Source organism: Staphylococcus coagulans, assembly GCF_002901995.1.
Taxonomy (GTDB): Bacteria; Bacillota; Bacilli; order Staphylococcales; family Staphylococcaceae; genus Staphylococcus; species Staphylococcus coagulans.
Genome location: NZ_PPQN01000015.1, coordinates 1 through 23,584 on the forward strand (window position 1 = coordinate 1; position 23,584 = coordinate 23,584).

Here is a 23,584-nt window from a genome sequence, read left to right on the forward strand (position 1 = left end):
AATTAACGCATAATTGGATGCGATGAGCCGCATACATCCCAAAAGATGATTTCTCACCTTTTGGGATGTATTTTTATATGGTTATATATTTTTAACGGGTTGTATATTTTTAACGGTTGGTGAAATAGTCACTAACCGTTATTTTTTATTTCGAGTATAAAAACAATTAGTTTCTTACTACAATGATTCTACATATATTGCAGCGTTTACCATAAAAATGATAATGATGACACCAACATGGAATCTGTCATGTTACAATATGGGACGTGATCATCAATCGTAGAAGTTGTAATACTTTAGGAAAATCATTAGAAAGTATTTGAAAGTGATTGGATTGTACCGTCTTAAATATCAAATAAGCAAAGTATGCTCGACGATTTTTCTTTTATATAATAGAGGTAAGACGGTAAATATAAGGGAGGGGATCACCTCGATGATGAACTATTTAAAAAATGTGACCTATATAGATCGTCATAAAATTGATTTTCAACGGGCGTTTCGTCAAGGACTGTTAATGTTTTTACCACTATGTTTTGGGATGATTTTTAATAACTTTTCAGCGACACTCCTTGCGACAATTGGAACGTTTGCCAATATCTATGTCTTTAAGGGGACATTTAATTCCCGATTACGGGCGGTTACTTTTTCGGCTTTAGGCCTGACGGTGGCAATGATGTTAGGGACATTAACTTCAGGCACGCCTTTATTATTTGGAATTTGTCTTTTAATTGTGGCGGTAGTGCCATACTATATTTTCAGTACTCTTAACATTCCCGGTCCTTCATCTACGTTCTTTATTATTGCATATAGCTTATCAAGCGTGATGCCTCATGACCCACAAGCTTTTGCGTTTCGAGGTACTATGGTAGGAGTAGGGGGTTTAATGGCTGTCTTGTTTGTTTACATTGAGATTAAGCTGAGAAAAGAACAGCCGGAGTATGATGCAGTTGCTCAAGAGTTTAAGCAAATCCAGTCGCTCATTGACCACTTCAATGATCAAGTAAAGTTTAATGACTTAACGAAGACAGTCGTTCGTACTTTAATTTCTACTTCTGAAATACTTCAAACATCGCGCTCACTTCTAAAGAACAAGTCCATTGATTCTCAACGTTTGACGTTATTACATCATGCTGCTGAAGGGATTTACTCAGAGTTATTAGAGCTCAATGCGAAGGGGCATCGACCTATTCCTGAAATTATATCTGATATGGTGTCGTTTGTGATGAACCAAATTTTAGCTCCGTCACATAGCCATCACACTTGGAAAAAACATGTGGATGTCTCACCAGAGTATGAAAATTTAGTGGAATTGATTTTTAAAGTTGATGAAATTTTAACTGCCCCCGATGCTACAATTTCTAAAAATGAGACTATCCAATCGCCTCAGTATTGGAAAAGATTACGTTATAATTTAACGCCAGAGTCAATGAATTTTATCTCTACAGTAAAATATTCAGTCATTATAGGCATTGCCATTTTGATTGCTTTAATTTTTGACTTTGAAAGGGCGTACTGGATTCCATTAAGTGCCCATACGGTTTTACTTGGTGGTACGACGATTGCCAGTGTTGAGCGCGCAGGTGCACGTTGGTTTGGAACGATTGTAGGTGTAGGGATTGCAGTCATGATTTTAATGTTTCATCCGCCCCTTATCATTGCAGTCATTTTACTCTGTTTAAGTGGTGCGTTAACTGAGATGTTGATTGGTGCGAATTATGCGCTAGCGATGTTTGCGATTACAGTTCAAGTGATTTTACTGAGTGGCCTTGCTCAAGGTAACTTAACGATTATGATTGCGGTGCCGAGATTATTAGATACAACAGTAGGGATTTTAATCGCTGTGATAGGTGTGATGATTATCGGAAGACGTCTTGCTTCCAAACGCTTGCCCGAAATTATTGCCGATGTGACTCGTATTGAAGCACAAATGTTTCACACTATATTTTCTAGTAAAAGTGAAGAGACATCATACAATCGTTATCGTGAAAGGCTACGGCTAAAACTTAATATCGATAATATGGAAACCATGTATCGTTTTGCTTATGGCGAGTTGCTATCTAATCGAAAGCGGACACAGTATTTATATCCAGCAATGTTTATACTTGAACAGATGAGTTTTAAGTTAATTCAAGCCTTATATGATGATAAGCCTAAATACTTGAATAACGAAGCTATGGGACAGTATTTAGTTGCTTTTGAAAATGTTGCTAAATTATTTGAGCAAGGGCGATACCAAACTCAATTGATAGATCTACCTAAATTAGAGTACTATACGCAGTTACGTCGCTCATTGATGCAGTTACAAAATATTGAACTTTACGATTATCAAAATCATAGAAATCCAAATTTATTAAAAGATTAGTCTATTTATTTAGTCATATAGAAAAAAGGGATTGCGTGTCTAAAATCAATTTAGTGTACGTAATCCCTTTTTATGATGATTTACTGAAAGCCTTTTGCCAATAGAGGCCTATCTTACATTGATTTGATTATCAGAGATCTGTCAGTGATTGATAGCATTGAGTTCTGTCTTAGTCTGCATTAAAACTAGCAATGAGTTGTTGTGTGTGTGCTTCAATTTTATCCATAGGAATCCCACCAAATCCCAATACAAAACGAGGGGGCCCTTTTACTTTGTCGAATGAATAATCAGAAAGGGGATGGATATCGATATCATTTGCTTTAAGCTGACGGATACATGTTGCTTCATCCCAACCATTTTGGATGCTAATAATAAAATGCATACCTGTTTTTTCACCGTTGATAGTGAATAATTCGGGGTACTGTTTTAAAGTGCTTAAAACTTTATCTCGCTTTTGTCTGTAAATTTTTCGCATCCGATTTAAATGACGCTCAAATTGATTGGTCTGCATAAAACGTGTGACCATAAATTGTGTATGTCTCGGAACAGTCCCTCCTTCAAGATTTTGAAGTGCATGATAACGTTGAAGTAATGCTTCAGGTAAAACTGCGTAGGCGATACGAATGGATGGTGAAATAGATTTTGAGAAAGTACTCACATAAATGACACGTCCTGATTGATCGAGACCTTGAAGTGCGGGAATGGGCTTACCTTCATATCGAAATTCTGAATCGTAGTCATCTTCAATAATAAATCGATCTTTGCTTTGATGTGCCCATTTTAGAAGTTGCATCCGTTTATTCAAACGCATCGTTACCCCACTCGGAAATTGATGACTCGGTGTAATGTATACGATGTTATGTTCAGTTTGGTTTATTGATTCAATTGCAATACCATCTTTTTCTACTGGAATAAAGCGAAAACGAATATGCTTTCGCTTTAGTAATTGATGGACTTGAGGATAAATAGGGTCTTCTAACATGAATTGGCTATGGGATGGTAATAGATCTGTAATGATAGACAACAATTGTTCGGTTGAAGAAGCGACAATCACTTGTTCGGGTGTCGCTTGTACCCCGCGGCTATGAAATAAATACTGACTAATTTGTTGTCTTAATGCATAGTCACCTTGTCTATGACCTATCTCAACTAGCGGATATTGAGGTTCCTCAAATGCTTCTTTCGCATATTTACGAAATTGCTCAAAAGGAAAATGAGTTTGATCCACCATCCCTAATTTGAATGCATATTGAGGGTTATGTTCTGATGTTAAGGAACGTTGTGGCGATGGTGCAGGGTTTTCGTTAATAAAGGGGAGCGTCTCAATCGCACTAATATAAAACCCAGATTTAGGTTTGCTATAAATATAGCCCTCATCTATAAGTTGTGCATACGCATTCTCAACAGTCGTTTGGCTTATAGATAAGTACTGACTGAGTTGTCTTTTTGAAGGCAATTTTTCACCCTCTTGCATACTCCCATTAATTATACTTTTTTTAATATTTTCATATAGTTGAATGTAGATAGGTAAATTTTGTGACTGCTGGATATCGAACATTAACATTTCCATCATATTACTCCAATCTGACCCGCTTATTTTTTGTTATTCTGACACTTTAACCAGTTCAGTTATTAGTATAATCTACTTGTGAACGTATGAAAAGGAGGACAATCACCTATGTCAAAATTAATCGGATCAGAGCGTGTTAAACGCGGTATGGCAGAAATGCAAAAAGGTGGCGTTATCATGGACGTGGTTAACGCTGAACAAGCAAAAATTGCGGAAGAAGCTGGTGCTGTTGCAGTCATGGCACTTGAGCGTGTACCATCAGATATTCGTGCTGCTGGTGGTGTGGCACGTGCTTGTAATCCTTCTATAGTAGAAGAAGTAATGAATGCGGTATCTATTCCAGTCATGGCTAAATGTCGTATTGGCCATATTACAGAAGCAAGGGTTTTAGAAGCAATGGGTGTGGACTACATTGATGAATCAGAAGTATTAACACCTGCTGATGAAGTCTTCCACTTAAAGAAAAGTGATTATACCGTACCATTTGTATGTGGATGCCGAAACTTAGGAGAAGCTGCACGTCGTATTGGCGAAGGTGCTGCGATGCTTCGAACTAAAGGCGAACCAGGTACAGGAAATATCGTTGAAGCGGTACGTCATATGCGCCAAGTTAATCAAGAAGTGGCGCGTATCACAGTGATGAGTGATGACGAATTAATGACTGAAGCGAAAAACTTAGGTGCACCTTATGAAATCTTAAAAGATATTAAAGCACATGGTCGCTTACCGGTTGTAAACTTTGCAGCTGGTGGTGTCGCAACACCTCAAGACGCCGCATTAATGATGGAATTAGGTGCAGATGGTGTATTCGTTGGTTCAGGTATCTTTAAATCAGAAGATCCAGAAACTTTTGCTAAAGCTATTGTACAAGCGACAACACATTATCAAGACTACAAACTCATTGGCGAGTTAGCTAAAAAATTAGGTACTGCAATGAAAGGATTAGATATTAATCAACTTTCATTAGAAGAACGTATGCAAGAGCGTGGTTGGTAAAATGAAAATCGGAGTACTTGCATTACAAGGTGCTGTTCGTGAGCACATTCGACATATTGAAGCTACGGGGCATGAAGGCGTGCCAATTAAAAAAGTAGCACAATTAGAAGAAATAGAAGGGTTAATTATCCCTGGTGGTGAGTCAACAACGTTACGTCGCTTAATGGGACTTTATGGTTTTAAAGAAGCATTACGCGAATCACAATTGCCAATGTTTGGCACTTGTGCAGGCTTGATTGTGCTTGCGCAAGATATCGTTGACGAAGAAGGCTATTTACAAAAATTGGATATTACTGTAGAACGCAATTCATTTGGTCGTCAAGTTGACAGTTTTGAATCAGAGCTTCAAATTAAAGGGATAAATCAACCTGTAGAGGGTGTCTTTATTAGAGCACCTCATATCCAATCTGCAGCGCCACATGTAGAGATTTTAGGTCGAGTTGAAGATAAGATTATCGCAGTTCGTCAAAATCAATACTTAGGAATCTCATTTCATCCAGAATTAACAGATGATTACAGTATGACACAGTATTTTATAGAACAGGTTATCCCGAACAGCACATCGCAAAGAACCGCAGCTGAATGATAGTTGTCTTTATCCAATCTCATGGTTATGCATCAAGTGATAATCTAGGATGATAAGGACATCAAATATCAAAGCGATTGAGCTGGAAATCAATCCCAAAATAAATAGCGCTAAGATGATTTATTAATAGAAAATCATCTTAGCGCTTCTTTTTATAAAAAATTCGATTTCAATTATAAGAAGAAACCTGCGATTGTTGCAGACACAAATGATACTAATGTAGCACCAAATAATAATTTAAGTCCAAAGCGTGCAACCATGTCTCCTTTTTCATCATTTAAAGATTTAATGGCTCCGGAAATAATACCGATCGAACTGAAATTCGCAAAAGATACTAAGAATACAGAGACAACACCTAGTGTACGAGGTGAAAGCCCATTTGCTTTTCCTAATTCAGTCATTGCTACAAATTCATTAGATAGAAGCTTTGTAGCCATAATTGAACCTGCATGAACTGCATCATGCCAAGGAATACCTGTTAAAAATGCTAATGGTGCGAAAATGAAACCAATCAATGTTTGGAAATTCCAATCCAATTGACCACCAGAAACTAAACTGATAATACCGCCTACGATACCATTGAGTAATGAGATTAAAGCGATATAACCGATTAACATCGCACCTACAATAACAGCAACTTTAAATCCATCTAAGATATATTCGCCCAACATTTCAAAGAAAGATTGTTGCTTTTTCTCTTCTTCAATCAATAATTTGTCGTCTTCTTCGTTGACTTTATATGGATTAATAATAGAGGCAATAATGAAACCACCGAATAAGTTTAATACCACTGCGGTTACAACATATTTAGGTTCAACAAGTGTAAAGTAGGCACCGACAATTGATGCTGATACTGTAGACATTGCTGAAGCGGTTAATGTATATAAGCGATGTTTAGGAATATAAGGAAGTTGTTTTTTTAATGAAATGAACACTTCGGATTGTCCTAAAATAGCAGAAGCTACCGCATTATATGATTCTAAACGACCCATACCGTTAATTTTAGAAATTAAAAATCCAAGAACGTTAATAATTAATGGTAAGATTTTTGTGTATTGCAAAATACCAATCAACGCGGAAATAAAAATAATTGGCAGTAATACATTAAAGAAGAAAGGCGATGCGCCTTTGTTGGCTAAACCACCAAATACAAAATCGACACCGACTGCAGCTTGTTTTAATAAATAACCAAAACCAGTAGCAATACCGCCGACAATTTGAATCCCAATATTTGTTTTAAGTAAGAAAAATGCTAAAACAAGTTGGATAACAAGCATGATGCCAATATATTGCCAACGAACGTGCTTTTTATCAGAACTTGCTAAAAAAGCTAGGGCTAAAAATACAACAATCCCAACAACCCCAATTAAAATATGCATGTGAGTTCCACCTCTGCTTTTCAAAATTAAATTTCACTAGAACTATCATACACCAAAAATGTAAGCAGTAACATAGCAATTTTATAAATTTAAAATCAAATTGGTTGAAAAAGGTCAAAGTGGGTTCTATAATATAGTCAAAGATGGTCAAAAGAGGTGATACGATGCACAATATGTCTGACATCATAGAACAGTACATTAAAAAGTTATTTGAAGAAGCACAAGATGACGTTGTTGAAATTCAACGCGCAAACATTGCACAGCGTTTTGATTGCGTACCATCTCAGTTGAATTATGTCATCAAAACACGATTCACGAATGAACATGGTTATGAAATAGAAAGTAAACGTGGTGGCGGCGGGTATATTCGAATCACAAAAGTTGAAACAAAAGATCAAGGGAATTATATTAAACGTCTGATGGAATTAATTGGACCTGCCATTTCTCAGCAACAAGCGCTTTATATCATAGATGGTTTGTTGGAAAACAACTTGATTACTGAAAGAGAAGCCAAAATGATTGCAGCGATTGTAGATAGGGAAACATTGAAAATGGATGTGGCCGCAAGAGATATTATCCGGGCAAATATTTTGAAACGCCTACTACCGGTTATTAACTATTATTAAAGGATGATGTGCTATGAATACCGATAAATACAAACTTGAACGACATCAAGCGACAAGCCCTTACCGTCAGCAAGTCAAATTGTCACAGCAACCTATCTATGGACAGTCTGACGATGATTGGCAAGAAGCAGAGGATGTTGAAGGGACTTTTGTCATCAAACAAATTTTACAACATTTGGCAGCTAAACACGGCTTGAGTGTCGATCAAGTGGTTTATCGAGAAGAAAAGCGCTGTCCAACTTGTCAAATGACATTAAAAGATATTGCGCATGTCGGCAAGTTCGGCTGTCATGATTGTTATCAAACTTTCAAAGAAGATGTTTATGACATTGTGAGACGTGTCCAAGGTGGTCATATTGAACATTCTGGAAAATGTCCACAGTCGTCGCAACAAAAACGGGCATTGAAAAAACAACTTGAAGAAAAACGTGCACATCTTGAATCACTTGTTTCAAAACAAGCTTTTGAAGAAGCGGCGATTGTACGAGATGAAATTCAAGCACTCCAACAACAAAGTGAGGTGTCCAAATCTGATGACGAATAATCTTGATCAGCACATGAGTGATTGGATGCAAGAAGTTCAATCACAACCTGTGATTATGTCTTCACGTATTCGGTTAGCGCGTAATCTTGAAAATCATGTACATCCTTTGATGTTCCCGTCTGAAGAGGAAGGACATCGTGTGATTAATGAAGTTCAAGATGTTTTAAAGGATATGAAAGTTTTAAGATTAGATGAATTAGATCAACAAAGTAAATATAAGTTAGTGGCTAAGCATTTAATTAGCCCAGAGCTGACAAAGCAACCCGCATCTGCTGTATTGTTGAACGAAGATGAATCTATTAGTGTAATGGTAAATGAAGAGGACCATATACGTATTCAAGCAATGGGCAACGATTTATCATTAGATACGCTTTATCAAAAAGCTTCTAAAATAGATGACGTCTTAGATGCTTCACTCGATATCAGTTATGATGAACAATTGGGTTATTTGACAACTTGTCCGACGAATGTTGGCACAGGTATGCGTGCAAGTGTGATGTTGCACTTGCCAGGGTTGTCTATTATGAAGCGAATGAATCGTATTGCACAAACGATTAACCGATTTGGTTTTACGATTAGAGGCATTTACGGTGAAGGTTCGCAAGTTTATGGACATGTTTATCAAGTTTCAAATCAATTAACACTTGGTAAAAGTGAACAAGAAATTATTGATGCATTAACAGAATTAGTTCATCAAATTATTAATGAAGAACTCGCATTACGAGATCGTTTAAATCAACACAATCATACTGAGACACTTGATAGAATCTATCGTTCATTGGGTATATTAAAATATAGTCGTTTAATTTCGGTAGAGGAAGCGTCATATCGTTTAAGTGATATTAAATTAGGTGTTGATTTGGGCATTTTAGAAATGGAAGACTTTCGATTTAATGAATTAATGATTGCGATTCAATCGCCATTTTTAATTGATGATGCAGAAGAACAATCCATTGAAGCCAAAAGAGCAGAAATTTTAAGAACGCATATATAAAACTAGGAGGTTGGCATATGTTATTTGGAAGATTAACAGAACGTGCGCAGCGTGTTTTAGCACATGCACAAGAAGAGGCAATTCGCTTAAATCACTCTAATATTGGAACAGAGCATTTACTACTAGGTTTAATGAAAGAACCAGAAGGTATTGCGGCAAAAGTATTAGAAAGTTTTGATATTACAGAAGATAAAGTTGTTGCAGAAGTAGAAAAATTGATTGGACATGGTCAAGAACAAATGGGCGCGTTACACTATACACCACGCGCTAAAAAGGTCATTGAACTTTCAATGGATGAAGCACGTAAATTACAGCACAACTTTGTAGGAACAGAGCACATTTTACTTGGCTTAATCCGTGAAAACGAAGGTGTAGCTGCACGTGTATTTGCAAACTTAGATTTAAATATTACTAAAGCACGTGCACAAGTTGTTAAAGCGTTAGGTAGCCCAGAAATGTCTAATAAAGGTGCACAAGCAGCTAAATCAAACAACACACCAACTTTAGATGGATTAGCAAGAGATTTAACAGTTATTGCTAAAGACGGTACGTTAGATCCAGTGGTAGGCCGAAATGCTGAAATTACACGTGTGATTGAAGTGTTAAGTCGACGTACAAAAAACAATCCTGTTCTTATCGGTGAACCTGGGGTAGGTAAAACTGCTATTGCGGAAGGTCTTGCTCAAGCAATCGTCAACAATGAAGTCCCAGAAACATTAAAAGATAAACGTGTCATGTCTTTAGATATGGGAACTGTTGTCGCAGGTACAAAATACCGTGGTGAGTTTGAAGAACGTCTTAAGAAAGTAATGGAAGAAATTCACCAAGCAGGCAATGTCATTTTATTCATTGACGAATTGCATACACTCATTGGTGCGGGTGGTGCAGAAGGTGCAATTGACGCCTCAAATATTTTAAAACCTGCCCTTGCACGTGGTGAACTACAATGTATTGGTGCCACAACATTAGATGAGTACCGTAAACACATCGAAAAAGATGCTGCACTTGAACGACGTTTCCAACCAGTACAAGTAGATGAACCAAGTGTTACGGATACAATTGAAATTTTAAAAGGCTTACGTGATCGTTATGAAGCACACCACAGAATTAACATTTCCGACGAAGCGATTGAAGCTGCTGCAAAATTAAGTAATCGTTATGTACAAGATCGTTTCTTACCAGATAAAGCGATTGATTTAATTGATGAAGCTAGTTCAAAAGTACGCTTAAAAAGCCATACAACACCAACAAGCTTAAAAGAGATTGAAGTACAAATTGAACAAGTGAAAAAAGAAAAAGATGCTGCAGTCCACGCACAAGAATTCGAAAATGCTGCAAATCTAAGAGATAAGCAAACAAAATTAGAAACGCAGTACGAAGAAGCTAAAAATGAATGGAAAAATAACCAAGGTGGCCAACACACAACACTTGTCCCTGAAGATATTGCAGAAGTTATTGCGGGTTGGACAGGTATTCCACTAACACGTTTGAACGAAACAGAATCAGATCGATTACTCAACTTGGAAGAAACATTACACCAACGTGTAATTGGTCAAGATGATGCAGTTGCTGCTATTTCTAAAGCAGTTCGTCGTGCGCGTGCAGGCTTAAAAGATCCTAAACGTCCAATTGGTAGCTTTATTTTCCTAGGACCAACAGGTGTAGGTAAAACAGAACTTGCGCGTGCATTAGCGCAATCTATGTTTGGTGAAGAAGATGCGATGATTCGCGTTGACATGAGTGAGTTTATGGAAAAACATGCAGTGAGTCGTTTGGTTGGTGCCCCTCCTGGATATGTAGGTCACGATGACGGAGGTCAATTAACTGAAAAAGTACGTCGTAAACCATACTCAGTTATTTTATTTGATGAAATTGAAAAAGCGCACCCAGATGTATTTAACATCTTATTACAAGTGTTAGACGATGGTCACTTGACTGATACGAAAGGTCGCCGAGTAGATTTCAGAAATACAGTCATTATTATGACTTCTAACGTCGGTGCACAAGAATTGCAAGACCAACGATTTGCAGGCTTTGGTGGCAATTCAGAAGGTAATGACTACGAAACAATTCGAAAAACAATGATGAAAGAATTGAAAAATGCGTTCCGTCCAGAGTTCTTAAACCGTGTTGACGACATCATTGTATTCCACAAACTTAATAAAGAAGAATTGAAAGAAATCGTAACAATGATGGTAGGTAAATTAACAGATCGCTTATCTGAACAAAACATTCATGTGAGTGTTACAGATGCAGCGAAAAATAAAATTGCCGCTGAAGGTTATGATCCAGAATATGGTGCACGTCCATTAATTCGTGCAATTCAAAAAACAGTTGAAGATAACTTAAGTGAGTTAATCTTAGAAGGTAAAGAATTAGAAGGTAAAAACGTTACTGTTGACTTTGACGGTGAATCTTTCCAATACGACATTTCTGAACGAGAATCAGATCAAGCAACAACATCTGAAGCATCATCGTAAAAATGTCTGAAAAGAACTGACGTATTTAAAGTGATTAAAAAGAGTGCATAACCATTTGCTTTTGAGTCACATGCTTTTAAGGAGACGATTAAATCTTATGATAAATAAGAGATCGTCTCCTTTTATGTTGTATTTATTAGAGTGATAGATATAAAATAGAAAATCATTAGCATTGTTATCCTTTTGTTAAGTAGCTTTGTTTTTGTTCAAGTTGTCCAGTATCCGAATGCTTGCAACAGGCACACAAGTAAAGTTTAGATATGTATTAAAATCGACAATGGATACGGTGTTAATTGCGATGAACATTGAATGATTGCGCTTTATTTCATAGGTTGTAGTGTGAAGTACAACCAGCATTACGCAAAATTTGTCTTAAATCTTTAACAAGTATAAAATAGATATGTTATCCGAAGAGATGGGGGTGGCCTTGTGGCGAAAAAGAAAGTGATATTTGAATGTACAGCTTGTGGTTATCAATCTCCAAAATGGATGGGCAAATGCCCAAATTGTGGTGCATGGAATACAATGGAAGAGTCGATAGAACAAAAAGTAGCGAGCCCTAAACATGGGGTCAGATCTCAAAAAACGAGTACTTCCAAAATTCAAAAACTAAATGAAATTAAACAAGAACAAGCACCGCGTATCCTAACAAATAGTGATGAGTTTAACCGTGTACTCGGTGGAGGTATCGTAGAAGGATCGCTTGTTCTCATTGGTGGTGACCCAGGTATAGGGAAATCAACGCTGTTATTACAAATGTGTGCAGCACTGTCCCAAAGTAAAAATGTATTATATATTACAGGTGAGGAGTCACTTAATCAAACAAAGTTAAGGGCGGATCGACTTGACGAAGATGCGAGTCAATTGAATGTTTTTGCTGAGACCGACTTAGAAGTGATTCATGAAGCAGTGAAGAAAATTGAACCGGAGCTTATTGTAGTGGACTCAATTCAAACGATTTATCATCCAGAGATTAGTTCGGCTCCAGGATCCGTGTCACAAGTTCGTGAAAGTACACAAAGCTTAATGCATATTGCAAAACAAATGAATATTGCTACTTTCATTGTAGGACATGTGACAAAAGAAGGCCAAATTGCTGGACCGCGTTTGTTAGAACACATGGTGGATACGGTGTTGTATTTCGAAGGCGATGAACATCATGCTTATCGTATTTTAAGAGCTGTTAAAAACCGTTTTGGTTCTACGAATGAAATGGGCATATTCGAAATGAAACAATCCGGATTGAAAAGTGTATTGAACCCATCAGAGATGTTTTTAGAAGAGCGTTCTACCAATGTACCTGGCTCAACGATCGTTGCGACGATGGAAGGGACACGTCCATTACTTATTGAAGTACAATCACTCGTTACGCCGACGACATTTAATAATCCTAGACGAATGGCTACAGGCATAGATCACAATCGCTTGAGTTTATTAATGGCAGTGTTAGAGAAAAAAGAAGGCTATTTATTACAACAACAAGACGCCTATATTAAAGTAGCAGGAGGCGTGAAGTTGTCTGAGCCAGCAGTGGACTTAAGTATTATTATCGCAACAGCATCAAGTTTTAAAGACCAAGCTGTCGATGGATTAGATTGTTTTATTGGAGAAGTTGGATTAACAGGGGAAGTACGACGCGTTTCCCGTATCGAACAACGGGTACAAGAAGCGGCAAAACTCGGTTTTAAACGTGTGATCTTACCTAAAACAAATATAGGGGGATGGCAATTCCCGCAAGGTATTGAAGTGATTGGTGTTTCTACTGTAAATGAAGCATTAAAATATGCCATAAAAAAATAGAAAGGAGGGAGGAAAAATGGATTTTGTCAAACTGCTCGTTATCCTATCGTACATTGTTATCGGGAGTGTCTTAGGCATTGTATTGATTCCTGAGATTGTTGTAGACTTTGAAGTCAGTCATCCACCGATGATAGAAAATAGCTATTTTGCAGCGTTTATGGGTACAGTTTTGATGTTTTTATTATTTGGTTGGTTTATTCCACGTATTGCATATGCTATTAAAGACTTAGAGCAATTTGTGTTAGGATACAGTGCGATTGAAATTATATTTGCGACAATTGGTCTGTTTATGGGCTTGCTCATTTCTGTTATGATTTCTTTTATTTTAGAATTTATTGGGACAGACTTTATTAATCGTATTATCCCGATTATTTTAACTTTAATTTTAAGTTATTTAGGTTTCCAATTCGGTCTTAAAAAACGAGATGAAATGTTGCTGTTTTTACCGGAAAACATGGCACGTTCGATGGCAATTAGCGCGCGTAACGCTGTACCGAAAATTATTGATACGAGCGCAATTATAGACGGTAGAATATTAAAAATTATGGAAGCGGGCTTTATAGATGGTGAGATTTTAATTCCGCAAGGTGTGATTAACGAGTTGCAAGTTGTGGCTGATGCTAATGATAGTATTAAACGTGACAAAGGGCGTCGTGGCTTAGAGATTCTTAATGCGATTCATATGTCAAAACATCCGACACGTATTGTTCATCCACAGCGAAGTCATCATGATATTGATGATTTACTCGTAAGATTGGCGCAACATTATCGTGCTCACGTGATTACAACGGATTATAATTTAAACAAAGTTTGTAGTATTCAAGGCATTAAAGTGTTGAATGTTAATGATTTATCAGACGCAATTCGTCCAGAAGTGCATCAAGGAGACCGATTTGACCTTATGATAACTAAAGTAGGTAAAGAACCGGGTCAAGGTGTAGGTTATTTTGATGACGGAACGATGGTCGTGGTCGACGATGCGAAGCAATATATTAATCAAACGATTCCTTTGGAAGTGATTAGTATGTTACAGACAGCTTCTGGGCGCATCATATTTGCAAAAAAGGTGGAGGAATAAATGACAAATTATCATGTGATCATACCGGCAGCAGGTACTGGAAATCGAATGGGACGTGCTTATAATAAATTATTGATTCGTGTTGCAGGTCGTACAATTTTAGAACATACGATAGACGTATTTCAAAAAGATGATCAATGTGAAAGCATTTATTTAGCCATCCATCCAAGAGACCGTGAGCGATTACAAAATATTTTAGCGCCTTATAATAAAATTAAAGGCTTAATTGAAGGCGGGAAAGAACGCCAAGAAAGCATTCATAAAGTTATCCAACATATGAATGTGGCTAAAGATGAAGTTGTACTCGTCCATGATGGCGCGAGACCTTTTATTACACACCAAACCATTAAAGAGGTTACTTTAGCAATCGAAGCATATGGCGCGGCTATTGTAGGTGTTAAAGCGAAAGACACGATTAAATTGGTTCAAAATCAGTTTGTGTCACAAACTTTAGACCGTTCCGCTTTATGGCAAGTTCAAACACCACAGGGTTCTAAATTTCAGCATTTAAAAACAGCCTATGATGATGCGGCGGCTAAAAAAATCAATGGCACTGATGACGCCTCGCTTTTAGAAGCTTCTGGTCAGCCGATTTATATGGTTGAAGGTGACTATGATAATATTAAAGTAACGACGGAAGAAGACCTTACATATGCGCAAGCAATATTTGATAAAAGGAGAAAAGAAAATCATGTATAGAGTTGGATTAGGTTATGACGTTCATGCTTTTGACGAAACGCGCCCATTAATTATCGGTGGAATTGAAGTTCCGCATACACACGGGTTAAAAGGCCACAGCGATGCCGATGTTTTACTTCATGCTATCACTGACGCTATGTTAGGTGCATGTGCACTAGGAGATATTGGAAAATTATTCCCTGACACAGACCCACAGTTCAAAGATGCAGATTCTAAAAAGTTGTTAGTCGCTGCATATGAACAAGTTAAAGATGAAGGCTATATTATTAATAATATTGACGCAACCATCATTGCTGAGCGCCCTAAATTCCGCCCTTATATTGATGAAATGCGTGCTGTCATTGCTGATTTGTTTGAAGTCGCAATACAACAAGTCAATGTAAAAGCAACGACAAGTGAAAAGTTAGGTTTTACAGGTCGTCAAGAAGGTATCGCAGCACAAGCAATCGTATCCTTAACAACGCAAGCATAGTTGAAAGTAACATATACACAATATCCTATGACATGTTATAATTAAAAAATTGAAGAACAAAACAGGAGTGAACGAAATGAGTAACCGAGTAAGAGTCAGATATGCACCAAGCCCAACAGGTTATTTGCATATCGGTAACGCACGTACTGCATTATTTAACTATTTATTCGCGAAACACTATGATGGAGATTTTGTGATTCGTATTGAAGACACGGATACTAAGCGTAACCTTGCCGATGGTGAAGCTTCACAATTTGAAAATTTAAAATGGTTAGGTTTAGATTGGGATGAATCTGTGGATCAAGATAAAGGTTATGGTCCATATCGTCAATCTGAACGTGGTCACATTTATCAACCTCTTGTGGATCAATTGTTAGCTGAAGACAAAGCGTACAAATGTTACATGACGGAAGAAGAATTAGAAGCAGAGCGTCAAGCACAAATCGAACGCGGTGAGATGCCACGTTATGGTGGTAAACATGCCCATCTAACAGAAGAAGAAAGACAGCAATTTGAAGCAGAGGGACGTAAGCCTGCTATTCGTTTACGTGTACCACAAAATAAAACATATCAGTTCGATGACATGGTGAAAGGGACAGTTTCTTTTGAATCTGATAACTTCGGCGACTGGGTAATTGTGAAAAAAGATGGTATTCCAACATACAACTTTGCAGTTGCTGTAGATGATCACTATATGGAAATTACAGATGTGATTCGTGGCGATGACCATATTTCTAACACACCGAAACAATTAATGATTTATGAAACATTTGGTTGGGAACCGCCTCGTTTTGCACATATGACATTAATCGTGAATGAGCAACGCAAAAAGTTAAGCAAACGTGACGGTCAAATTTTACAGTTTATTGAGCAATATAAAGAATTAGGTTATTTACCAGAAGCATTATTCAACTTTATCGCATTATTAGGATGGTCTCCTGAAGGTGAAGAAGAAATCTTTTCTAAAGAACAATTGATCGATATCTTTACTGAAAAGCGTCTATCAAAATCACCTGCATTTTTCGATAAACAAAAATTGGCTTGGATTAACAACCAATACATGAAAGAAAAAGATTCGGAAACAGTTTTTGAAATGACATTACCGCATATGATTAAAGCTGGTTTGATACCTGAATCACCATCAGAAGCTGAATTAGACTGGGGACGTAAGCTCGTGGCACTTTATCAAGAACAAATGAGCTATGCTGGAGAAATCGTACCTTTATCAGAGCTATTTTTCCGAGACGAAAAAGAATTAGACGAAGCTTCACAAGAAGTGTTGAATGGTGAACAAGTTCCTGAATTAATGCATGCACTATATGGTAAATTAGAAGCGTTAGAGCCATTTGAAGCCGCTGAAATTAAAAAGAAAATTAAAGAAGTCCAAAAAGAAACTGGCATTAAAGGTAAACAACTCTTCATGCCAATTCGTGTTGCGGTAACTGGACAAATGCATGGACCAGAATTGCCGAATACAATGGAAGTGCTTGGCAAAACAAAAGTACTTCGTCGAATTAATCAATTATTGTAATGACTGGCTTAATTATAAAATGAGGCTTAAAGAGCGATTTAGATTGTTTTCAAGCCGTTTCCAAATTTATAACTTGATATCACGTTCAAAATCCACTACCATAAAGGTGGATTTTGATTTGAATAAAGGATTAGTAGGCAAATTGCGTGTTTTAGAGAGTGTACGGTTGCTGCAAGTACATCACAAAATTTGTTGAATGCACCTTTATTAAGAAGAATTAAATAATTAATGAGTGAGTAGGTCAAAGAGAATTGAATGATTCTCGTCGATATACTAATTGAGAGTGGAACCGTGCTTAAGCACCTCTGACATAATTTATGTCAGAGGTGTTTTTTATACTAAGGAATAAGAATAACCATTTTAGGAGGGAATACAGTGATCAAACGAATGATGGATGATGTGAAAATGGTCTTTGAACAAGACCCAGCAGCGCGTTCAACTTTTGAAGTGATTACAACATACGCGGGCTTGCATGCCGTGTGGAGTCATCTTATTGCACATCGTTTATATAATAAAAAACGCTTCACATTAGCGCGTGTCATATCTCAAGTTTCTCGCTTTTTTACAGGTATAGAAATCCATCCAGGCGCTAAAATTGGACGTCGTCTTTTTATCGATCATGGCATGGGTGTCGTTATCGGAGAGACATGTACAATAGGTGATAACGTAACGATTTACCAAGGTGTGACTTTAGGAGGGACTGGGAAAGAAAAAGGTAAAAGACACCCTGATATCGGAGACAATGTCTTGATTGCAGCAGGGGCTAAAGTATTAGGAAATATTAAAGTAGACTCGAATGTCAACATCGGTGCCAACTCTGTTGTATTAAGAAATGTGCCTAGTTATACAACTGTTGTAGGCATTCCTGGTCGTGTGGTAAAACAAGACGGCATTCGCACCGGTAAAACGTTTGATCATCTCAATTTGCCTGACCCTATTTATGAACAACTCAAGCAGCTTGAGCGACAACTTGAACAAACTAAAAATGGAGAGATTAAAGATGATTACATTATATAATACACTAACGCGTCAGAAAGAAACTTTTAAACCGATTGAACCTGGGAAAGTCAAAATGTACGTTTGCGGACCGACTGTTTACAATTACATTCATATTGGAAATGCACGTCCAGCTATTAATTATGATGTTGTCAGACGCTATTTCGAATATAAAGGTTATGAAGTGAATTATGTATCAAATTTCACAGATGTCGATGACAAACTTATTAAACGCTCTCAAGAACTCGGGGAAACAGTACCTGAAATTGCAGATCGTTATATAAAAGCATTCCACGAAGATACGGGCGCATTAAATGTCAAGCCCGCAACATGCAACCCACGCGTTATGGAGCATATGGATGATATTATCCAATTTATTCAAAATTTAATAGATGAAGGCTATGCTTACGAAAGTGGCGGAGATGTATACTTCAGAACGCGCAAATTTGATGGTTATGGAAAGTTAAGTCATCAATCTATCGATGATTTGAAAATTGGTGCTCGGATTGAACAAGGTGAACAAAAAGAAGAAGCTTTAGACTTCACTTTGTGGAAAAAAGCAAAACCGGGTGAAATCAGTTGGGAAAGTCCGTTTGGTACAGGACGTCCGGGTTGGCATATCGAATGCTCAGTTATGGCCTATGAAAAACTAGGCGCAACGATTGATATCCACGCTGGTGGCAGTGATTTACAATTCCCTCATCATGAAAATGAAATTGCACAATCAGAAGCGCATAATCATGCACCATTTGCAAACTATTGGATGCATAACGGCTTTATTAATATCGACAACGAAAAAATGAGTAAATCATTAGGTAACTTTATTTTAGTTCACGATATTATTAAAGAGGTCGATCCAGATGTATTGCGTTTCTTTATGATCAGCGTACATTATAGAAGTCCAATTAACTATAACATCGAGCGTGTAGAAGCGGCACGTAGTGGTCTTGAGCGTATTCGTAACAGTTATCAAGCCCTTATTGAACGAGAAGCGGTTGCTACAGATCTTGTAGACGATACGAATTATTTAGAACAAATTGAACAAGTACTTGAGCAATTTGAAAAAGTGATGGACGATGATTTTAATACAGCGAATGCCATTACAGCGTGGTATGATTTAGTTAAGCTTACAAATAAATACATGTTAGAAGATAATACGTCGACACAAGTGATTCAACGTTTTAAAGAAGTCTTCCAAATTTTTAGTGAGGTACTGGGTATTCCACTCACTTCTCAAAAAGATGAGCAACTGCTTGATGAAGAGATTGAAAAATTAATTGAAGAGCGAAATGAAGCTAGAAAAGCTAAAGATTTTGCACGTGCAGACGAAATTCGTGATCAACTAAAAGCACAAAATATTATTCTTGAAGATACACCACAGGGCGTGAGATTTAAACGTGGCTAATGACATCAACAAAAAATTATTAAATCCACTCTCTTTAGCATATGTGGGCGATGCTGTTTTAGATCAGCACGTCCGTACATATATCATTCTCAAATTACAGAGCAAACCGAACCGCTTGCATCAAGAAGCGAAAAGATTTGTCTCAGCTAAAAGTCAGGCTGCAACACTTGAAGCTTTAATTGAAAACAATTGGTTTACAGAAGAAGAACGAGATATCATTCGACGTGGACGTAATGCTAAAAGTTATACAAAAGCGAAAAACACAGATATTCAAACCTATCGAAAAAGTTCTGGCTTAGAAGCACTGATTGGCTATTTATATTTAGATCAACAAAATGCGAGACTGGAAGCATTATTAACGACAATAGTTGAATATGTAGAAGAAAGGCGTTGAATGAAATGGATTCAGAAATCATTGTTGGCCGTCATGCAGTAAGAGAAGCTGTGACAACAGGACATACCATTAATAAAATACTAATTCAAGAAGGCATTAAAAAGCAACAGATTGAAGATATTTTAAAAGCTGCAAAATCGGCAAAACTTGTTGTACAAATCGTTCCAAAATCAAAATTAGACCAAATTGCGAACGCACCTCATCAAGGCGTAGCAGCTTATGTTGCCCCTTACGAATATGAGACATTGGATCATTTCTTAAAGCAACAAGCTGAAAAAGAGACACTTTCTACAGTATTGATCTTAGATGGCTTAGAAGATCCGCATAATTTAGGGTCGATATTGAGAACAGCAGATGCAACTGGTGTGGATGGGATTATTATTCCGAAAAGACGCTCTGTTGCATTGACACAAACAGTAGCTAAAGCGTCTACTGGAGCGATTCAACATGTCCCGGTTATTAGAGTCACGAATCTATCTCAAACGATGGATGAATTGAAAGATAAAGGCTATTGGATAGCGGGCACAGAAGCAAATCATGCGACAGATTATAGACAAATGCAAGTGGACGTTCCGTTAGCTATTGTTATCGGAAGTGAAGGTCAAGGAATGAGCCGTCGTGTGAAAGAAAAGTGTGATTTTTATATTAAAATTCCTATGGTTGGCCATGTGAATAGTTTGAATGCTTCTGTTGCAGCAAGTTTAATGATGTATGAAGTGTTTAGAAAACGGCGGCCCATTGGCGGTGAAGATTAAAAGATGAAAGACTATTATGTAATCATTGACGGGTACAACATGATAGGCCAGTCTCCAGAATTAAGTCGAGTAGCTAAAGAAAACTTAGAAGAAGCAAGAGAGCAACTACTGATTGAAATCGCAAACTATAATGCGGTCGTAAAAGGGAAAATCGTCTGTGTTTTTGATGCATATGAACAAGGCACGCCTCAGTCAGAATCTGTCTATCATGGTGTGCATGTTATTTTTACGAAAGAAAATGAAACGGCAGATAGTTTTATTGAGCGTTATGTTTACAATATTTACAACAAACATACAACGCATATCACAGTTGTAACAAGTGATATGAGTGAACAACATGCTATTTTTGGTACAGGTGCTTATCGTTTATCTTCAAGAGAAATGTGGCGACATTTAAAAGAAAATAAAGAGACCGTCACAAAGTCGATGCATCATTTTCATGAGCAGAAGCCGAGAACACGGATTCACTTATCTGAAGAAGTATTGTCTGAATTTGAGAAATTAAGGCGAGGCGAGTCCGAAGAATAAGATTTTGCAAGTTGTCTGAAGCTGTTATGAATAGGTATGATAAAGCATATTTTTCGAAGGCGAGGAAGAACGCATATGCTTTATCAATATCAATATGAATTAGATGATGCTTTTTCAGTAATGGTTGCACAAGTAAAGGCTCGGCAACCAGAAGCAATCGTACAATTAATCACTTACATTGAGCAATATGCACGAAAAAGTTTTAGTGACTTCAGTATCATGCCGGCAGATTGCGAAGATCTTATCCAAGAAGTGTTGCTAGCTATTTTTAAAAAGATACAAAGCGAGAATTTTTATTACGATGTCCCTTTCGAACATTATATTCATCGTGCAATTTATTTACGTAAAATAGACTATCGCCGTAAAAAGATGACGCATGAACGGCTATTCGACAACTATATTGAACGTTATACGACGCAATACCAAGTTATGTTAGTACAACAATATCAAAGTGGGTGTACATCACAACAATTTTGTCATGAAGTATTAAAATTAGCGGATCGTGGATTAAGTCATTTTGAAATGCAAGTGTTGAAATATCTGATTGAGGAATGGAAACCGTCAGAAATTGCATTGGCATTAAAGGCTGAAGATAAAAAAATATATAATGCCATCTATCGAATCCGTAAGAAATTGAAAGTACTTTTGGACGAATAGTGTGGTTTGACAATTGAACATAAACTTATGTATAGTAAACTGGTATTATAGAAGCAAGGTGAAATAAGTTGAAAAAAGTGCCATTAAATTGCGAGGAATGTGGAAACCGTAACTACCATGTACCGAAAACGATCAATAAAATTGACCGGCTCGTATTAAAAAAATTCTGTGCAAAATGTAATACACATACATTTCATAAGGAATCTAAGTAAATAGGAGGGATTTTCGTTATGCCAAAAAAAGAAAGCTTTTTCCGAGGCGTTAAATCCGAAATGGAAAAAACAAGCTGGCCAACTGGACCAGAACTTGTAAAATACACAACAATCGTAGTCATGACAGTGCTATTCTTTTTGTTATTCTTCTACGGTTTAGATATTGGAATTGGTCAATTAATTAAAATGATAAAATAGTGAATGAGGAGTTGTCAGCATGTCTGAAGAGTTAGGGGCAAAACGTTGGTATGCAGTACATACCTACTCTGGTTATGAAAATAAAGTGAAAAAGAATTTAGAAAAACGTGTTGAGTCAATGAACATGACAGAACAAATCTTTAGAGTTGTGATTCCTGAAGAAGAAGAGACACAAGTTAAAGATGGAAAAGCTAAAAAGCAAATGAAGAAAACATTTCCTGGTTACGTATTAGTTGAGCTAGTGATGACTGATGAATCATGGTACGTTGTTAGAAATACACCAGGTGTAACTGGATTTGTAGGATCAGCTGGGGCAGGTTCAAAGCCTAACCCATTATTACCAGATGAAGCACGTTTTATTCTTAAGCAAATGGGCATGAAAGAAAAGACAATCGATGTTGAAGTGGATTTAGGTGAACAAGTCCGTATTACTTCTGGGCCGTTTGCAAATCAAGTGGGCGAAATCAGTGAAATTGAAGCGGATAAATTTAAGTTGACTGTATTAGTCGATATGTTTGGACGCGAAACACCAGTTGAAGTTGAATTTGATCAAATAGAAAAACTCTAAACGTGTAAAAAGTTATAAAAAATGAGTTGTATTCAGCGTATGAAAATGTTACAATTACGAAGTCGCGCATTCATAGCGCTACATTTCGTCACGAAATGTTAAGAGTGGGAGGGCAAAATTGAGCCCTGTGACCACATCACGATATCAAGGAGGTGCACATCGTGGCTAAAAAAGTAGAAAAAGTAGTTAAGTTACAAATTCCAGCAGGTAAAGCAAACCCAGCACCACCAGTTGGTCCTGCATTAGGTCAAGCCGGTGTGAACATTATGGCTTTCACAAAGGAATTTAACGCACGTACACAAGAACAAGCAGGTTTAATTATTCCGGTTGAAATTTATGTTTATGAAGATCGTTCATTTACATTTATTACTAAAACACCACCTGCAGCTGTATTACTTAAAAAAGCAGCTGGTATTGAAAAAGGTTCTGGTGAACCAAACAAAACTAAAGTTGCTACAGTAACAAAAGATCAAGTACGTGAAATTGCTAACACTAAAATGCCTGACTTAAATGCTGCAGACGAAGAAGCAGCTATGCGTATCGTTGAAGGTACTGCACGTAGTATGGGTATTATTGTTGAGTAATCACCAACTGATTAACAAATAAGACAATGAGAAGATAAATTTTCGTAAGAACGCAGGTAGCCTATGAACAAGAAAGTATTCATTGTGATTCGCACAGATTTGTGCTAGGGACTATCTGCGCTCAACTTGCTTGAAGCAAGTAAATGTGGGAGGACATTCCGATAAAACCA

At 37.2% G+C, this 23,584-nt stretch carries 24 protein-coding genes; 22 read left to right on the plus strand and 2 right to left on the minus strand.

The genetic code is table 11. The annotated features are described in order from the left end of the window. Window positions 1–433 precede the first annotated feature (433 nt). Entirely contained in the window at window positions 434–2,362 is a 1,929-nt protein-coding gene (locus CD118_RS04255) for an FUSC family protein (RefSeq protein ID WP_082704428.1), read from the plus strand. A gap of 169 nt (window positions 2,363–2,531) precedes the next feature. Here CD118_RS04255 and pdxR read toward each other — a convergent pair whose 3' ends face one another. Continuing rightward, the gene (gene pdxR / locus CD118_RS04260) at window positions 2,532–3,932 is read right to left on the minus strand and encodes a MocR-like pyridoxine biosynthesis transcription factor PdxR (RefSeq protein ID WP_060830376.1); all 1,401 of its coding nucleotides are present in this window, start codon (window positions 3,930–3,932) and stop codon (window positions 2,532–2,534) included. Between the two features lie 108 nt (window positions 3,933–4,040). On the opposite strand from pdxR, the gene pdxS reads away from it, so the two are divergent. Together pdxS and pdxT are read left to right on the plus strand one after the other, a co-directional pair. Beyond that, window positions 4,041–4,928 carry a pyridoxal 5'-phosphate synthase lyase subunit PdxS gene (gene pdxS, locus CD118_RS04265; RefSeq protein ID WP_016424274.1) on the plus strand — a complete coding sequence of 296 codons (888 nt, stop codon included), beginning with the start codon at window positions 4,041–4,043 and terminating at the stop codon, window positions 4,926–4,928. Window position 4,929: 1 nt separating this feature from the next. Beyond that, window positions 4,930–5,514, plus strand: coding sequence for a pyridoxal 5'-phosphate synthase glutaminase subunit PdxT (gene pdxT / locus CD118_RS04270; protein WP_060830375.1), 585 nt, complete (start codon window positions 4,930–4,932; stop codon window positions 5,512–5,514). A 173-nt stretch (window positions 5,515–5,687) separates the two neighbouring features. On the opposite strand, the gene CD118_RS04275 is transcribed toward pdxT, so the two are convergent. Continuing rightward, complete coding sequence (locus tag CD118_RS04275; RefSeq protein WP_050331776.1) at window positions 5,688–6,893, minus strand: NupC/NupG family nucleoside CNT transporter; 1,206 nt, start codon at window positions 6,891–6,893, stop codon at window positions 5,688–5,690. Window positions 6,894–7,057: 164 nt separating this feature from the next. Between CD118_RS04275 and CD118_RS04280 the strand changes: the two genes are divergently transcribed. The 19 genes from CD118_RS04280 (at window position 7,058) to rplK (ending at window position 23,414) form a co-directional block, all read left to right on the plus strand. Further along, complete coding sequence (locus tag CD118_RS04280) at window positions 7,058–7,519, plus strand: CtsR family transcriptional regulator (protein ID WP_016424279.1); 462 nt, start codon at window positions 7,058–7,060, stop codon at window positions 7,517–7,519. Window positions 7,520–7,532: 13 nt separating this feature from the next. Then, window positions 7,533–8,063, plus strand: a complete 531-nt coding sequence (locus CD118_RS04285) for a UvrB/UvrC motif-containing protein (protein ID WP_050346078.1) — start codon at window positions 7,533–7,535, stop codon at window positions 8,061–8,063. Continuing rightward, the gene (locus CD118_RS04290) at window positions 8,053–9,057 is read left to right on the plus strand and encodes a protein arginine kinase (RefSeq protein WP_050346077.1); all 1,005 of its coding nucleotides are present in this window, start codon (window positions 8,053–8,055) and stop codon (window positions 9,055–9,057) included. Before CD118_RS04285 ends, CD118_RS04290 begins: the two co-directional genes overlap by 11 nt. 17 nt (window positions 9,058–9,074) lie before the next feature. After that, the gene (locus CD118_RS04295) at window positions 9,075–11,537 is read left to right on the plus strand and encodes an ATP-dependent Clp protease ATP-binding subunit (RefSeq protein WP_060830374.1); all 2,463 of its coding nucleotides are present in this window, start codon (window positions 9,075–9,077) and stop codon (window positions 11,535–11,537) included. 429 nt (window positions 11,538–11,966) lie between these two features. Next, entirely contained in the window at window positions 11,967–13,337 is a 1,371-nt protein-coding gene (gene radA / locus CD118_RS04300; protein WP_060830373.1) for a DNA repair protein RadA, read from the plus strand. Window positions 13,338–13,353: 16 nt separating this feature from the next. Further along, window positions 13,354–14,415, plus strand: coding sequence for a PIN/TRAM domain-containing protein (locus tag CD118_RS04305; RefSeq protein WP_016424284.1), 1,062 nt, complete (start codon window positions 13,354–13,356; stop codon window positions 14,413–14,415). Further along, window positions 14,416–15,114: a 2-C-methyl-D-erythritol 4-phosphate cytidylyltransferase gene (gene ispD, locus CD118_RS04310; protein WP_060830372.1), complete on the plus strand. Its 699-nt coding sequence runs from the start codon at window positions 14,416–14,418 to the stop codon at window positions 15,112–15,114. It begins immediately after the preceding gene. Next, window positions 15,107–15,586: a 2-C-methyl-D-erythritol 2,4-cyclodiphosphate synthase gene (ispF, locus tag CD118_RS04315; RefSeq protein ID WP_050346074.1), complete on the plus strand. Its 480-nt coding sequence runs from the start codon at window positions 15,107–15,109 to the stop codon at window positions 15,584–15,586. Before ispD ends, ispF begins: the two co-directional genes overlap by 8 nt. Window positions 15,587–15,662: 76 nt before the next feature. Continuing rightward, the gene (gene gltX, locus CD118_RS04320; RefSeq protein WP_050346073.1) at window positions 15,663–17,117 is read left to right on the plus strand and encodes a glutamate--tRNA ligase; all 1,455 of its coding nucleotides are present in this window, start codon (window positions 15,663–15,665) and stop codon (window positions 17,115–17,117) included. 387 nt (window positions 17,118–17,504) lie between these two features. Then, window positions 17,505–18,134 (plus strand): serine O-acetyltransferase, encoded by a 630-nt coding sequence (cysE, locus tag CD118_RS04325; RefSeq protein WP_171839470.1) that lies wholly within the window; start codon window positions 17,505–17,507, stop codon window positions 18,132–18,134. Continuing rightward, a complete protein-coding gene (cysS, locus tag CD118_RS04330) occupies window positions 18,118–19,518 on the plus strand; it encodes a cysteine--tRNA ligase (RefSeq protein ID WP_060830371.1) in 1,401 nt (466 codons plus the stop codon). The genes cysE and cysS overlap by 17 nt, the downstream gene beginning before the upstream one ends. 4 nt (window positions 19,519–19,522) lie before the next feature. Beyond that, window positions 19,523–19,912 carry a Mini-ribonuclease 3 gene (locus CD118_RS04335; RefSeq protein ID WP_037559176.1) on the plus strand — a complete coding sequence of 130 codons (390 nt, stop codon included), beginning with the start codon at window positions 19,523–19,525 and terminating at the stop codon, window positions 19,910–19,912. A 5-nt stretch (window positions 19,913–19,917) separates the two neighbouring features. Continuing rightward, window positions 19,918–20,667: a 23S rRNA (guanosine(2251)-2'-O)-methyltransferase RlmB gene (gene rlmB / locus CD118_RS04340; protein ID WP_103356311.1), complete on the plus strand. Its 750-nt coding sequence runs from the start codon at window positions 19,918–19,920 to the stop codon at window positions 20,665–20,667. 3 nt (window positions 20,668–20,670) lie between these two features. Beyond that, on the plus strand, window positions 20,671–21,195 hold the full coding sequence (locus CD118_RS04345; protein WP_050346070.1) for an NYN domain-containing protein: 525 nt from the start codon (window positions 20,671–20,673) through the stop codon (window positions 21,193–21,195). 120 nt (window positions 21,196–21,315) lie between these two features. Next, window positions 21,316–21,852: a sigma-70 family RNA polymerase sigma factor gene (locus CD118_RS04350; protein WP_165546030.1), complete on the plus strand. Its 537-nt coding sequence runs from the start codon at window positions 21,316–21,318 to the stop codon at window positions 21,850–21,852. 68 nt (window positions 21,853–21,920) lie between these two features. After that, window positions 21,921–22,064, plus strand: coding sequence for a 50S ribosomal protein L33 (gene rpmG / locus CD118_RS04355; RefSeq protein WP_082704427.1), 144 nt, complete (start codon window positions 21,921–21,923; stop codon window positions 22,062–22,064). 18 nt (window positions 22,065–22,082) lie between these two features. Beyond that, window positions 22,083–22,262, plus strand: coding sequence for a preprotein translocase subunit SecE (gene secE, locus CD118_RS04360; protein ID WP_016424294.1), 180 nt, complete (start codon window positions 22,083–22,085; stop codon window positions 22,260–22,262). A gap of 19 nt (window positions 22,263–22,281) precedes the next feature. Continuing rightward, window positions 22,282–22,830 (plus strand): transcription termination/antitermination protein NusG, encoded by a 549-nt coding sequence (gene nusG / locus CD118_RS04365; protein ID WP_016424295.1) that lies wholly within the window; start codon window positions 22,282–22,284, stop codon window positions 22,828–22,830. Window positions 22,831–22,991: 161 nt separating this feature from the next. Continuing rightward, a complete protein-coding gene (rplK, locus tag CD118_RS04370; RefSeq protein ID WP_016424296.1) occupies window positions 22,992–23,414 on the plus strand; it encodes a 50S ribosomal protein L11 in 423 nt (140 codons plus the stop codon). The last annotated feature ends 170 nt before the right edge of the window (window positions 23,415–23,584 follow it).